Source organism: Hyphomonas sp., from assembly GCF_017792385.1.
Taxonomy (GTDB): Bacteria; Pseudomonadota; Alphaproteobacteria; order Caulobacterales; family Hyphomonadaceae; genus Hyphomonas.
This window is the reverse complement of record NZ_CP051230.1, coordinates 1528786-1542986: the sequence shown is the minus strand read 5'-3', so window position 1 is coordinate 1542986 and position 14201 is coordinate 1528786. Positions and strand designations below refer to the sequence as shown.

The window sequence follows — 14201 nt, the reverse complement described above, 5'->3', positions numbered from 1 at the left end:
ACCGGCGCGACCAGGGAGCGCGTCAGGCACCCCGGCGAGTTCGTGTGGTCAGGCCCACCGGGCCGAGAAGGCAACGAAAACTATTCATCGCGGTGCATATGACATGAACACTCCCGGTTTTCAATTCCGGGCGTCATTCTGGCCATCGCCTTGCGGACGGACCATTCTCCATAGCGCCAGGGTTGCCATGCCGGCACGTCCGGCAGCGTCTCCGGAACGGGGTCCTTGCCGAGGCTGCCACCCGGACGGCACCGAACGAACCGCGCCAGCGCCATCCATATGCCCGGCCACCATCCAAACCGCGCAACGCATTCAGCGCCATATTCACTGCAGGTCGGTGTGTGCTGACAGCGTGCGCCAAAGGCGTAGAAGATCTGGCTCGGTCCATGCTTGTAGAGCCAGAGCAGGCCTTCGGCCGTTCGCCGCCGGACACCCGCCATGTCAGCCTGCTGCTTCGCAGGCAGCGTCGCGCGCGGCAAGCGCCTGTTCAATGGCGGTCACGGCCGCTTCGAAGGCCAGCAGGGTGGATGTGTGGCGGGGCGGATAGTCGGCCACCGGCTCCAGATGGCGCAATTCCCAGAATCGGCCTTCCGGCGGACGACCGCCCGCCTTCAGCATCTCCTTCAAGGCATCCCGCGCCGCAATCACCTCGTCGATTGTCGCCCCGACCGCATGTTCGGCCAGGATCGATGTCGCGGCCTGCCCCAGCGCGCACGCCTTCGGGTCCACCGCGATGGCGGCAATATGCGTTCCGGCCTCGTCCAGTGTCAGGTCCACCTGAACGGTGGAGCCGCAGACACGCGACACTTTCAGGACCGAGGCCTCGGCGTCCGGCAGGTGACCCGCATGCGGGATGTCCGCTGCCAGTTCGAGGACGCGATTGTGATAGAGTTCCGACATGACGCCTAGATCGGCCCAAACGGGCCCCGCATCAAGGCCTGGCGCGCAAACGCGGTCAGACCTTCCAGTGATCGAACGGCTTGCCGGTAAAATCACGCAAGCGCTGGGCATCGCGGGCAAGCGCATCTTTCACGGCGCGCGTGGCATCATCGGTAAAGTCGGGCGGCGAGCGGTCTTCCGTAGTTGCCTGAACCACGCCTTTCACGGTCCGGATCAGGGGGCGCGGGATCAACCGGTTCACGCCGCGCACGATGGCGGAATCATTCTTCTTGATCCGGTCGGACATGCGCGTCCACCAGCCGGGCACCGAGCCGAGATTGCGGCTGCTGTTCTTGCGCGCAATCGTGATCGCTGCCAGTTCCTCCTCGGTCACCGGCGCGCCGATGAATTCGCAGACCCGGCGCATGGTCGCATGCGGGTCCGCCACCATCTTCCGGAACTCCAGAACCATGATGTTGTCCGCACCGAACACTTTCGCATAGGGCTCGATCTGGAAGTAGTACCGCGACCCGTCGATGATGTGACGCCCCTCCGGCGTCTCCTTCAGGGCATCCGGATCCGGCAGGCCGTCGCCCTGCAGCCAGGCTTGAGAATAGTGCGACAGAAGGCGGTCAATCGGATCGCGCACGACATAGATGATCTTGGCGTCCGGTGAAACGCTGTGAATACGTTCTGCAACGCCGGGAAACCGGTCGACACTCGAATAGTTCGGCGAGACCTCGCCGCACACCTTGTCGGGGTCCGAGAACAGGCCGGCATACCAGTCCAGACCCTTCGACATCGACCCATCAGTCAGGAAGAAATCCGGCTCCTTGAATTCCGTCATGCAGATACTCGGAACCTGTGTCAGCAGGCTGTAGAGCGTCGTCGTGCCCGTACGCAGGCCCCCGACCACCACAAAATCCGGCAACGGCTTCATCTCGTGTGTCCTCATGCAATCCCGGGCCCTTGGCGGGCCGTGAAGCCCCGACAGGTGTCGGAACTCCGTCATCCGGCGTCAAAGCAAGCAATAATCAGACCAAACTCGAAACACGCTGGCGCATCCCGGATCAGCACCTGCCGGCCCGTTTGCCCAGTGTCCGATCAATACCCCATTCGACGCCCGTCAGAAACAGGATTGTGGACGCTGAAACGCTCAGATACGCCGCCAGGTCGAGCCGGACGAACCGTCCATGATCTCGATGCCTTCGGCCGCCAGCGCGTCCCGGATCCGGTCTGCCTCGGCCCAGTCCTTAGCAGCCCGGGCATCGATACGGGCCTGAACCAGGGCGTCGATGCGGGCATTGCCGTCATCATCCCCGCCCTGCTCCCATTGTTTCGGAGACAGGGTCAACAAGCCCAGCAGCTTGCCGGCGGCCACAAGATTGGCCCGCGCAGAGGCCATGGCCTCGGCGTCCTTGCGGTCTGCAGCCAGGTTTGCGTCGGAGGCAAGGCGTGACAATTCCGCCAGCGCCACCGGCGTGTTGAGGTCGTCTTCCAACGCCCGGCGCACGCCGCGATCGGCCGCCGTGCCGCCCTCCGCCTCCCAGACCCGGCGCAAGGCCCCGTAAATCCGGTCCAGCGTCGTCTTGGCCTGTTTCAGCAGGTCTTCCGTCCAGTCGAGCGGAGCCCGGTAATGGCCGCTCAGCATGGCAAAGCGCAGCACCTCGCCATGCCAGCGCTCGAGCAGGTCATGCACCAGGACGACATTGCCGAGTGATTTCGACATCTTCTCCCCGCCCATGTCCAGGAAACCATTGTGCATCCAGTAGCGCGCCATTTGCTGGCCATGGGCACATTCGGACTGGGCGATCTCGTTTTCATGATGCGGGAATTGCAGGTCGATCCCGCCGCCATGAATGTCGATCGTCTTGCCGAGATGCTTCGCGGCCATCGCCGAACACTCGATGTGCCAGCCGGGCCGCCCCCTGCCCCACGGGCTGTCCCAGATGGCGTCGTCGGGTTCACCCGCCTTGGCAAACTTCCAGAGGGCGAAATCCGCCGGATCGCGTTTGTCGGCATCGACCGTCACGCGGGCGCCGGCCTCATTGTCTTCCAGCTTGCGGCCCGACAGCTTGCCGTAATCGGCCATGGATTTGACCGAGAACCAGACCCCTTCCGAACCGACATAGGCATAGCCCTTGCGCACCAGCTTTCCGATCATCTCGATCATGTCGCCGACATGCGCGGTCGCCCATGGCTCGATGCTGGGAGCAAGTACGTTCAGCGCAGCCGTGTCGGCATTGTAGATGGCGGCAAATTTCTGAGTGATGGCCTCGATCGGCTCGCCGGACTCAAGGCTCGCCTGAATGATCTTGTCCTCGATATCGGTGATGTTGCGCGCATAGACGACGGCCTCCTCGCCATAGGTCGCCATCAACAGGCGGCGCAGCACATCAAACACGATGGGCGGCCGCGCATTGCCGATATGGGCATAATTGTAGACCGTCGGACCGCAGACATACATCGTGACCCGTGTCGGGTCCTGCGGCTCGAAAACGCGTTTCTCACGCGCGGCGGTGTCGTAGAGGCGGATTGTCATGGTGTGTCGGCTCGATTTCGATGGTCAGGCATGTTCCGCTGGCCGGTCTGTCGGCTGGCCAGTCCTAATGGCGTGTTGGCGCTTCAACAGCAACAACACACGGCAGGACACAGGAAAGATCGGGCGTGGTTCATGGGGCTTCCGGTATCACCAACCCGAAAAAAAGCCAAGAAACGTGTCATCCGGTCACGCGGCGTCACCGTAGAAAGCGCTGGAAACAGGGCTTTCGGGCTCTTATGTTCCTCATATCGCCCTGAGGGTATCAACTCCGGGCGGGCGTTAAGTCCGGGCAGGGGGGCCGATTTTCGCGCTTTCCCAGACCAAGCCTCGGCTCGACCCCCGTCCCTCAGTCGAAGGAAACTTCAATCATGGCCATGGACGCCATCACTCCCAACAAAGACAAGGCACGCGCCGAGCCCGTGAAGCGCCCCACCGTTCAGGAAGCCGAAGAGGCCGTCCGCACGCTCATCGCATGGGCCGGCGACGATCCACGCCGCGAAGGCCTGCTCGACACGCCGAAACGTGTGGTCAACGCCTACAAGGAATGGTTTTCCGGCTATGAGGAAGACCCGGTAAAATATCTCTCGCGCACCTTCGAGGATGTGCAGGGCTATGACGACATCGTTATGCTGCGCAACATCGATGTCGAAAGCCATTGTGAACACCATATGGCGCCGTTTCTGGGCAAGGCCTATGTCGCCTACATGCCGTCGGCTGCCGTGGTCGGCATCTCCAAACTGGCCCGGGTCGTCGAGATCTTCTCCAAACGCCTGCAGACCCAGGAAACCATGACGGCCCAGATCTGTGATGCCATCACCGAAAGCCTTGCGCCCATGGGCACGGCCGTCCTGATCGACGCCGTCCATGAATGCATGTCCACCCGCGGCGTCCACCACAAGGATGTCAGCACGATCACGACGCAGTTCACCGGCGTGTTCAAGTCGGATGCCGACCTGCGCAACCGCTTCCTGCGCATGGCCGGCAAGGGCTGAGCTGACCCGTTTCGGAAATTGATCAACCCCGGCGCAGGACGCCGGGGTTTTTTTATGGGCTCGCGCACCCCGTTGCCGGGTTCGGTGGGTTCAGGCCCCAGGCCGTGTCCGGTCCAGCCAGCTGAGAATGTCTGACACGACCTTGTCGGTTCCTGGCTCGTCGACGATCCAGTGTGCATTGTCCTGGTACTCGATGAAATCTCCTGACACGGGGCTGCGGGCATATTTCTCGCCCACTTTCCGGACGGCCCTGGCCGGCGTTGCCCGGTCTGCACCTGCTGCAATGGTCAGCGTGGGAACCGTGAACAGGGTCTCGTCGATCTCGATACCGTCGGCAATATCGCCATACACCTTGCCGGAATCGTAGAGGGCATTGGCATAGATCTCTGCATGGCGCCGGCGCGGCACCTTGTTCAGCACGCCAAAGCGAAACCCGGATTCCCAGACCTTGTAGGCCTTGCTCCGGTCGCGCCCGATCAGGATGTTCAGAAAGGTATAGGCGACAGACAGCGTCACCGAGCTGCAATCGCGCGGCTGGGCGGGCGTGAGGAATACGGCCTGGCTGACCAGCCCCTTCTCGACCAGACACTGCGCAATCAAGCCCCCCATGGAATGCCCGATCACGGCAGGCTTTTCGCCGGCTTCGCCTTCCAGGAGGCGCACCTCGTCGGCCATAGCCTCCACATAATCGTCCAGCCCCAGATCCGGCAGGCTGGCGGGCGGATTGTCCCGCACGCGCTGTTCCGGAAACAGGGTTGGCGATGTGCAGGTCCAGCCGGCTGCCTCAAAGCCCGGCTTCATCCGGTCCCAGACTTCCCCGCCACATCCGATACCGTGGATCATCAGCAAGTTGCGTGTCATGGGTCAGGCCCCTCCCCTGTCGTCTGCGTTCAGCCCTGGGCTTCCTTGTGGCCCGGTACCGGGTCGGTCCAGGTTCTGAACCGTTCGGCCACATCGGAATAGACCAGACGCTTGAAAGGCACCACGAGGGCGGGCACTTCCTCGAGCCGCGCCCAGCGCCAGGCATCGAATTCCGGCGTGTGCCGGTCCAGCCTCACATCGCTGTCGGATCCCTTGAACCGAAGGGCAAACCATTTCTGGCGTTGGCCGATATAGGGTCCGGGCAGGCGCTTCTTCAGGTCTGGCGGAAAATCATAGAACAACCAGTCAGAGGTTTCTTCGAGGACATCGACCAGTTTTTCGGCGATGCCCACTTCCTCTTCCAGTTCGCGCAAGGCACCGACCAGGGGCGTTTCTCCCTTGTCGATGCCGCCCTGCGGCATCTGCCACTGGAACGCACCGCGCCCATTGATGCGCCGGCCAATGAAGACATGCCCTGCCTTCGAGAACAGGGCCAGGCCGACATTCGGCCGATACAGTTCGGGATCAGGCGCGGGTATCGTCACCCTTCCGGATTTACCGGAGCCTGAAGCAGGCTTCCAGTCTGAACCGGCCGGGGAGCGGCATTTTGTGCAGGCGGCACCGAGGCAAGCGCCGAGACCGGCGCCAGCACCACGCCACGATTCTGCAGGTCCTTTGTCCAGTCCTTCGCAATCTCGATGGTCAGCGGGAAGGCATAACCCGCACCCATGGAGGCGCCTTGTTCCTTGGCGAGGGTTTCCAGGCCCAGCAATTCATTGCGAATGTCATCCGCGGTGAGCTTGGCATCAATGGTCGAGGCCGCGCGGGAGTATTTCAGCCCGGTCCGTGCTGCGGCAACGTCAAACGCGCCTGTCTGGAAACTACCATCCTCGATCAGCGTCACACCGCGGTCCCGCAACACTTCGAGCACGGGCCCGACAGCACCCGGATCCTCCGCGAACTTGGCGCCCTGATAATTGATCACGCCGAAATAGCCGCTGGCGCGGCTGAGAAGGCGTTCGAGACGGGGTACATTGCTGGCACCGGTATCGCCGGCGATCAGGGTCTGCGGATGCATCTTCATGCGACCATATTCGAAGGCCTCCATCGGGACTTCGATCAGCACTTCATGCCCCTTGGCGCGGGCCTTGTTGACCCAGTATTGGAGATTGCCCGCATCCGGCGCGAAGGACAGGGTCACTTCCGGCGGAAGCTCGTCGATCGCGGCCTTGGTATGGGTTGCATTGATGCCCAGGCCGCCAACCACAAGAGCCACAACGGGCTGATTGCCGGGATTGGCGAAGGGCCGGGCGTAGATGTCTGATGGGGCGCGTCCGTCTGCCGTGATGCGCGGAAGGGTCAGCCCGTTGATGCGTTCGGTCGTTCCGGCAATGGGAGCAGGATCCAGCGACACCACCCGGGTCAGCTCACCATAGGATTCTCCGGGGCGTACGAGTTTGCCATTGATCCGGATTCCTTCGGCCGGCGTGTCCTCGTCCCCCTGCCCGGTCGGCGCGCGCTCAGGCGACGGTGCAGGCGCTTCCGCATATTCCACACCAAGGCTCGGCTGGACCGCAATGGCGTCGTCATCGGCCAGCACGACTTTTGCCGTCACGCCGGACGGCGTGTCGGTCTTGAGGCGGGATTTGAGATTGGCGGATGATCCCTGGCTGGTTTCGAACAGGGCCAGGACCTGGTGCGGCCCTGCGCTGGCCGGATCGCCGGAGTAATGAACCGCTGCGCCGAGACCGGCGGCAAGGGTTCCAAACACAAGCAGGCTGAGGCCCGTATGGGTCAGTCCTGCGCGCAAAGGAGATGGGTCGGCGTCCCTGCGGCTAGCCATCAATAGACCTCGTCAACTCAGCTGGAAGAATTCTCATTAGAGAGAATTGCATCCAACTGGTTAACAGGTTGCAAAGATCTGGTTAACCCGCGCGGCGGATTGCACTGGCCGTGACCGTGCCTTCCTTGAGCATTTCGACCGCTCTCTTCAGCTGGTAGTCGTCGCCTTCCCAGTCTTCCGGCGGTTGCTCGTCAGGCATGGAGACATCCCGGCGCTGTTCGCCATCCTCATTTGCCAGGGCGTGCGGCAGGTCGGCTTCGGACCAGCGCTTGATCCGGGCCAGTTCCTCTTCACTGAGGCGGGACTGCGTGATCTCGATATCCGGATCGATGCCGAGTGCCTGAATCGAGCGGCCGGCAGGCGTGTAATAGCGCGCCGTGGTGAGGCGCACAGCGCCCCGGTCCGCGCCCAGGGGGATGACGGTCTGCACCGATCCCTTGCCGAAGCTTGTGGTGCCGATCACGATCGCCCGGCGGCGATCCTGAAGGGCGCCTGCAACGATTTCGGAGGCCGAGGCAGACCCGCCATTGATCAGCACGATCATCGGGATGTCCTTGAAGACCTCACCAGCATGCGCGTTGTACCGTTCCATGTCGGAAATCCGGCGGCCCTGAGTGGACACGACCTCGCCTCCGGACAGGAACATGTCCGAAACCGACACGGCCTGGTCCAGAAGGCCACCACCATTGTTGCGCAGATCGAGGATCAGGCCACGCGGCCGCGAACCGGTTTCCTGTGCCACCCCTTCGATCGCTTCTTCGAGCAACAGCGTCGTGCGTTCGTTGAAGGTGGAAATGCGGATATAGCCGATATCGCTTTCCTGCATCTTCCAGGTGACGGATTTCTGCTGGATGACTTCCCGCGTCAGTGTGACATCGAACGGATCTTCGCCTTCGCGCAGGATGGTGATGTCGATATCAGTGCCCTTTTCGCCGCGCATTTCCTTGACGGCATCATTCAGGGTCTGGCCAATGATCGGCTTGCCATTGATCGCCGTGATCAGGTCACCGGGCTGGATGCCGGCGCGGCTGGCGGGCGTATCGTCCATGGGGGAAATGACCTTCACGAAGCCGTCTTCCATCGTGACTTCAATGCCAAGGCCGCCATATTCGCCGCTGGTCTGCACCTGCATGGACCGGAAATCATCTGGATCGAGATAGCTTGAATGCGGGTCCAGCGAGGTCAGCATGCCGTTGATGGCGGCCTTCATCGCATCCTTTTCATCAATCTCGGTGACATAGTCCTGACGGGCGCGGGCAAGGATTTCCGCGAACAGGTCCAGTTGCTGATAGGTCACCATGCGCGGGTCTTCGACCCGGTCTTCCGGAGAGGCGAAGGCGGAGAAGCCGACGGCCGCGCCACCCAGAACAACACCCAGGGCAGCTCCCGTCAGTAGTGAACGCATATTCCATTCCTCCATCATTCTCACGACCTTAGCTCCGGCGTGGTAACCAGTCTGCCGGATTCATCACCTTGTCGCCAAGCCTTATTTCCATATTCAGCTCGGGCGCAGGGTCATTGCGGTCCGGCATGCGCCCGACCGGTTCCCCTGCTGACACGGCCTGACCTTCGGTGACATAGATCCGGCTCATACCTGTCAGAATAACATGGTAACCGTCACTCGTCCGCAAAATTAACATTGATCCATACGTCCGGAAGGGCCGGGCATATTCGACCGAGCCGCCGACAGGCGCGACGACTTGAGCATTGGGCCGGGTGGCGAAGGCCACCCATTCGGACTTGCCGCCGGTCGGCAACTTCTCACCAAAGCCCCGCGCCAGAGAACCGGCCACAGGCGGCTTCAGCGCGCCGAGCACGGCCTTGCCGAGCGGTCGGGACGATGGCGTGCGGGAAACAGCCGGCGATGCCGAGGGCTTGGCGGAGGGACGGCTGGAGGCCAGCCTTGGACGCAGGTCCGGCTTGGCCCCGGGCGCCGAGGGCGCGTCTGCTTCGAGCGTGGCCAGCAGCGACCGCAAATCGTCTTCCTGGGCGCCGAGGTCCGCGGCGCGGGCCTTCAACGCCGCAATGTCGCTGGACAGGTCTTCGAAGTTTCCGCGCTTGGCCGCAGCGAGGCGTTCGATCTCGACCTGTTTCAGCGCCAGGGTCGCCTCAGCGGCTTCCAGCCGGGCCTTCTCGCCGCGTATGCTGCGCTCCAGATCGTTCAGCTGGTTGATTTCCACGGAAAGGGCGTCTGACTGGCTGGCGAGGCGCGGCGTTGTCTCACTCATCAGGATGGCGCGCCGGACGGCCGTGTTTGCCTTGCCGGGAGAGACGATCAGCGCGGGCGGGCGCCGCCGGTTCGAGGCCGCCAGCGCCGCCAGCAGGTCTTCCAGCGCCTGCCGGTTCTCCAGCAGCCGCATCTGCGCCGCGACACGGCGGGCGCCAAGGTCGATGAGCGTCTTTTCCGCCTTCGAGGCCTGTTCCTCGCGGCGCTGCGATTCCATGGCGGCAGAGATCAGTTGCGCGTCGATATTCTTCAGATCGGTCAGCGTGGTTTCCCCGGCCGTCTGGAGCGCGTCGAGCTTTTGCTCCGCTGCCCGACGCTCTGCTTCCAGCGCCTTCAGTTCCTCGCGGGTGAACGTGTCCGGGGTCGCCGCGGTGAGGGCGAGGGCGAGGAATGCCAGAAGGAGGGGCCGGCAGGTCAGGCGCATGGCCCCCCTTATGGCAAGCGGTCATGACTTCAAGATTAACCAACCGGTCCCAGCTGCCGCTGCAAACGGGAAATTTCGTCCGATATGAGCGCAGCTGTCACCGCATGGCGGGCCGGATCGAAGGCGGGCGCAGCCACCAGGAGGTGGCGAACCAGGCCCAGCGCGCTGCGACAATCCCCGCCGATCCGGTCCGGCCGCTCCGCCGCGACGCCATGCACGACCTGGTTGCGATAGGCCGCCAGCCTGAGGCAGGCCTCCACCTCTGCCGCCGTGGCCTGCAGGCGTTCGGGGGCGACGAGATAGCGTTCGGACCGTGCCCGGCGCAGGAGAAGCGCCAGCGGCGCCACCCGTGTTGCATCCTTCAGATCGGCCGTATCCCCGGGCGAGGCGGTCTCGTATCCCGACAGAGCAGCAATCAGGGCACATTTCAGGGCCGTGACCAATCCGACAGCGACCCAACGCCACCGTTCCGGGTCCTCCCCGGCCCATGGCAACTCCCGATTGGCCAGTTTCAGCCCCTCGAGCGCCCCAAACAGGGCGGGTTCAACCTGTTTCATTTCGTCCGAAAAGCGTGTCAGGCCGTTTCATTCCGTCCCGGTATCCGCCGCCGCGGACTTCCGAAAATCCCATCCCGTTTCGGCAGCGACATAGGTGAACGCCGCGTACACAGCGACATTCTGACGAAAGGCACCCGGGTCGATCTTGTCGAATGTGTCATCCGGCGTGTGATGATAGTCGAAATAGTCCTGCCCATCCTGGCCCGGCGTGACCACGGGCACGCCTGCCCGGCGCAGTACGCCGATATCTGGACCCCCACCTGCCGAATTGTCACCCGGCGTCACGCCGAGCGGGGCCAGCATGCGTTTCATGGCATCGGCATAGCCCAGCGCGCCGTCGCCGAAATTGGTCTGGAACCGCCAGATGCGGCCGGCCCCGAAATCGCTCTCGGACGCCAGAACATGACGGTCGAGGTCTGCGGCATGCTGGCGGGCATAGGCGCTGGCCCCGAACAGGCCGACTTCTTCGGCCCCGTACAGGACAACACGGATCGTACGGCGCGGACGTTCCGGCAGATCCAGGATCAATTTGGCCGCCCCGACCACGATCCCGCAACCGGCCCCGTCATCCAGGGCGCCGGTGCCGAGATCCCAGCTGTCGAGGTGACAGCCGATCAGGACGATTTCATCCTTCAGGTCGGTGCCCTCGATCTCCGCGATGACATTTCCGGACGGCGCGGCGTCTGCATATTCGACGCCGATGTCCAGCGCCACGCGGGCCCCTCCCCGCGCCAGCAGGCGGGTCAGCTGGTCCGCGTCCGGACCGGACAGGGCGGCGGCCGGCAGATCGCCCAGAGCGCCGGTCCGCAGCATGCCGCCCGTATGCGGCATGCGGTGTGGCTGGGTTCCGACAGACCGAATGAGGCAGGCAAGCGCGCCCTTTTCCGCCGCAGCCTTCGCGCATTCGCCACGTTTGCGCACGGCGAGGCCATAGCCCGATCCGTCCTGCGTCTTGTACATCTTCTCGTCGATGAACACGATCTTGCCGTGAACGTCCCCGGGCGCGGAGGCCATCAGGTCCGCCAGCGACCCGAACCGGACGATGTCCCCTTCCAGCCCACCCTCCGGAGTTGGCTGGCTGCCGCCGAGGGCGGTGATGACGAGTTCCTGCGCATTGGCGCCCACCACGCGGGCCGATTCATGGGTGCGCCCCCAATAGGGAATGGTGAAATCTTCCACACGCACACTGTCGAAGCCGAGCGCCTGCAGCTCCTCGACGGCCCAGTCGCGGGCGCGGGCCTCATCAGGCGAGCCTGCCAGCCGCGCCCCGATTTCGGTGGTCAGGTCCTCGACGAATGCCAGGCCTGTCTCATCGGCGAGGCCCGCAGCGATCAGGCCTTCCGCCGTTTTGGCAACCGGCTCGGGCATCGCGCTGTCAGCCAGAGCCGGCGCGCCGCCCAGGGCAACCATACCGGCCAGCGTGATCGCCATGTGCCTGAACTGTCTCATTCGTCTGCCTCCCGCTGAATCAACAAGCAGCAGACTACAGGCCCGAGGGGCAGGATGAACAGGCCCGGAGACTAAAGTTGTTCAGCGATGTGCAGCACGATGTCCATGGCGGGGCGGTCCTTGTAGCCGTCCTCGCGCAGAACAGCGCGGATTGACCGGTCCGTATCCACGAAGAAGATCGCCGGATGGGGAATGCCGTAATACCGCGTGCCCTGTTTCATGTCCGTATTCAGCAGGTTGAAGGCGCGGATGGCTTCAGACCCCGGATCGGACAGCAATTCATAGCCGAGCCCGTGCTTGCCGGAAAACTCCGCCAGAATGGCAGGATCGTCATAGGAGACGGCCATCAGGGGCCAGCCCAGTCCGGCCAATTCATCCGAAATATCGTCGATCTCCTTCAACTGCTTCTTGCAGTAGGGGCACCAGTCCGCCGAGCGGACAAAGACCAGCGCGACGCCGTTTGCGCCCATCAGATCACTCAGCGAGGCGGCGTCCCCATTGCTGCGAATGAGAGACACATCCCCGACCGTCTGGCCCAGCGCCAGACCGACATCCGGCGTGGCCGGCTGGGCAACAGGTGCGGACTCTGTCGCGATTTCGGCCGGGGCAGCGGCGGGAACAAGGCTGAAGGCGGCGGCGATGGCAAGCGTGCGGATCATGGTCTGGGTCTCCCGGATTTGCTGCAAAGCCTTACGCGGGCCACAGTCCCTTGGCGAGGTGCATTCGGCCGGGTTCACGGAGGCTTGATCGGGCGTGATCAGCCCCGCCGGGCCCGCCAATCATCCGCCGTCTGTCCGTAGACGTCCCAGACCATGCCTTCAAAGGGGGGCGGCGTGTTCTCCTTCCGGAGGTAGCGGCTGCCGAGACGCTCTGCGACCCGGATCGATCCCGCGTTTTCCGGCAGGATGGTGTGGATGATCTCGTCCCAGCCCAGAATGTCGACGACATAGTCCATGGCGGCTGCGGCGCCTTCGGTTGCGTAACCCTTTCCCCAGGCCGAGCGGGCAAGGCCCCAGCCGATCTCTGTCCCCGGCCAGCCGGCGGGCCGCCACGGCCCCAGACGCCCGACCCACTCCCCGGTCGATTTCTCGATGACGGAGAACATTGAAAAGCCCTCGATCGTCCATGCGCCCGCCATGCCGCAGACCGACCGCCAGGTGAGTTCCGGCCCCTGAACCCCGCCCAGATGGCGCATCACGTCTGCATCGGCGTGAAAGGCAGTCCAGGCCGGCAGGTCTGCGGCCTGCGGCGGCCGCAGGATGAGGCGGTCGGTTTCAAGGACTGGTCCGATGGCCATTGCTGCCCTCCCCCGGCAAAGAAAAAGCCCCGCCAGCGAGGCGGGGCTTTCTGTAACTTGGAAGCGGGCCGGGCGCTAGTCGCGGCCGGACATGATCGCCAGCAGGAACTGGAACATGTTGATGAAGTCCAGATACAGGCTGAGCGCACCATAAGTCGTGGCCACCGCCATTGCGCGGGCATCGCCGGCGATCTGGAAGTACATGTTCTTCAGGCGCTGGGTGTCATAGGCCGTCAGGCCGGCAAACAGGAGCAGGCCGACCACCGAGATCACCATGTGGAACATGCTGGATTTGAAGATGAACATGTTCAGGATCGAGGCGACGATGACGCCGACCACACCCATGATCAGGAAAACGCCAAATCCCGACAGGTCGCGCTTGGTCGTGTAGCCATAGAGCGACAATCCGCCAAAGGCGACGGCGGTGGTCAGGAAGGCCTTCGAGACAATCAGCATGCCGTCCGGCTGGCGGGCATAGACATAGACGATGGCGCCCATGCCGACACCAATCAGCGACACGACCGACCAGTAGACAAGATTGGCCGCTGTCGGCGACGGATTCTTCATCACGAAACCGGACAGCAACAGGATGGCCAGAGGCGCAAACATGATGACAAGGCCGATCGGCCCGGTCAGGAGGGTGAGAGTCACGCTTTCCGGCACCATGGCGCCGAAGGCATAGGCCAGTCCTGCTGTCAGAAGCAGGCCAAGCGCCATCTTGTTGTAGACGCCCAGCATGAAGCTGCGCAGGCCCTCATTGACCGACATGTCCATCGTCTGGCCAGTCGGACCCGGCGAATAGGCACGGTTGAAGTCATTCATAGGCTGGAAACCCTTTCTGATTGTTCGGCAGGCCGGTCGGCCCGCCAAGCTTGCCCGAAATATGGTGAGGTTGAGGCCCGTTGGCAAGCATATCCGGCCTTGATGAGACGGACAGGCCAAACTGTTCATGCCCGTTCTGCGCCGGAATGCGCCGGATGGAGATTGGCAGAACCTGCCACGAATAATGCCTGCCCGTCGCCCTCTTGTTCAAAACGACTGTTATGGCGACCAATCCCGCCATTTCCTGCTGCAATCCGTGATCTGTTTTGCATTGACTTGGAATTACCCGAGGTTAATTCTCGTGTTCT

General features: G+C 63.2%; 16 protein-coding genes. 1 reads left to right on the top strand and 15 read right to left on the bottom strand.

Annotated features, from left to right (window positions below; all coding sequences use genetic code 11):
• Positions 1–80: 80 nt before the first annotated feature.
• The 4 genes from yidD to cysS all read right to left on the bottom strand — a co-directional run bounded on the left by yidD (position 81) and on the right by cysS (position 3421).
• Entirely contained in the window at positions 81–440 is a 360-nt protein-coding gene (gene yidD, locus HF955_RS07815) for a membrane protein insertion efficiency factor YidD (protein ID WP_291078976.1), read from the bottom strand.
• Between the two features lies 1 nt (position 441).
• The gene (locus HF955_RS07810; RefSeq protein ID WP_291078975.1) at positions 442–900 is read right to left on the bottom strand and encodes an iron-sulfur cluster assembly scaffold protein; all 459 of its coding nucleotides are present in this window, start codon (positions 898–900) and stop codon (positions 442–444) included.
• A gap of 55 nt (positions 901–955) precedes the next feature.
• Entirely contained in the window at positions 956–1819 is an 864-nt protein-coding gene (locus HF955_RS07805) for a sulfotransferase (protein WP_291078974.1), read from the bottom strand.
• A gap of 216 nt (positions 1820–2035) precedes the next feature.
• Positions 2036–3421: a cysteine--tRNA ligase gene (cysS, locus tag HF955_RS07800; protein WP_291078972.1), complete on the bottom strand. Its 1386-nt coding sequence runs from the start codon at positions 3419–3421 to the stop codon at positions 2036–2038.
• A 374-nt stretch (positions 3422–3795) separates the two neighbouring features.
• Between cysS and folE the strand changes: the two genes are divergently transcribed.
• Positions 3796–4413, top strand: coding sequence for a GTP cyclohydrolase I FolE (gene folE / locus HF955_RS07795; RefSeq protein WP_027836802.1), 618 nt, complete (start codon positions 3796–3798; stop codon positions 4411–4413).
• Between the two features lie 90 nt (positions 4414–4503).
• Here the strand turns inward: folE and HF955_RS07790 are convergent, their stop codons facing one another.
• The 11 genes from HF955_RS07790 to HF955_RS07740 form a co-directional block, all read right to left on the bottom strand.
• The gene (locus HF955_RS07790; protein ID WP_291078968.1) at positions 4504–5274 is read right to left on the bottom strand and encodes an alpha/beta hydrolase; all 771 of its coding nucleotides are present in this window, start codon (positions 5272–5274) and stop codon (positions 4504–4506) included.
• 29 nt (positions 5275–5303) lie between these two features.
• A complete protein-coding gene (locus tag HF955_RS07785) occupies positions 5304–5819 on the bottom strand; it encodes an RNA pyrophosphohydrolase (RefSeq protein WP_291078967.1) in 516 nt (171 codons plus the stop codon).
• Complete coding sequence (locus HF955_RS07780) at positions 5816–7117, bottom strand: divergent polysaccharide deacetylase family protein (RefSeq protein ID WP_291078965.1); 1302 nt, start codon at positions 7115–7117, stop codon at positions 5816–5818. The genes HF955_RS07785 and HF955_RS07780 overlap by 4 nt, the downstream gene beginning before the upstream one ends.
• Positions 7118–7199: 82 nt before the next feature.
• Positions 7200–8522, bottom strand: coding sequence for a S41 family peptidase (locus tag HF955_RS07775; protein WP_291078964.1), 1323 nt, complete (start codon positions 8520–8522; stop codon positions 7200–7202).
• Positions 8523–8550: 28 nt separating this feature from the next.
• On the bottom strand, positions 8551–9768 hold the full coding sequence (locus HF955_RS07770; RefSeq protein ID WP_291078962.1) for a peptidoglycan DD-metalloendopeptidase family protein: 1218 nt from the start codon (positions 9766–9768) through the stop codon (positions 8551–8553).
• A 35-nt stretch (positions 9769–9803) separates the two neighbouring features.
• On the bottom strand, positions 9804–10325 hold the full coding sequence (locus tag HF955_RS07765) for a hypothetical protein (protein ID WP_291078961.1): 522 nt from the start codon (positions 10323–10325) through the stop codon (positions 9804–9806).
• Between the two features lie 27 nt (positions 10326–10352).
• A complete protein-coding gene (locus HF955_RS07760) occupies positions 10353–11774 on the bottom strand; it encodes a M28 family peptidase (protein WP_291078960.1) in 1422 nt (473 codons plus the stop codon).
• 71 nt (positions 11775–11845) lie between these two features.
• Positions 11846–12433, bottom strand: a complete 588-nt coding sequence (locus tag HF955_RS07755; protein ID WP_291078959.1) for a peroxiredoxin — start codon at positions 12431–12433, stop codon at positions 11846–11848.
• A 98-nt stretch (positions 12434–12531) separates the two neighbouring features.
• Positions 12532–13071: a GNAT family N-acetyltransferase gene (locus tag HF955_RS07750; protein WP_291078957.1), complete on the bottom strand. Its 540-nt coding sequence runs from the start codon at positions 13069–13071 to the stop codon at positions 12532–12534.
• Between the two features lie 75 nt (positions 13072–13146).
• Positions 13147–13893: a Bax inhibitor-1/YccA family protein gene (locus tag HF955_RS07745; RefSeq protein WP_291078956.1), complete on the bottom strand. Its 747-nt coding sequence runs from the start codon at positions 13891–13893 to the stop codon at positions 13147–13149.
• A complete protein-coding gene (locus HF955_RS07740; RefSeq protein WP_291078955.1) occupies positions 13886–14146 on the bottom strand; it encodes a hypothetical protein in 261 nt (86 codons plus the stop codon). Before HF955_RS07740 ends, HF955_RS07745 begins: the two co-directional genes overlap by 8 nt.
• Between the last annotated feature and the right edge of the window lie 55 nt (positions 14147–14201).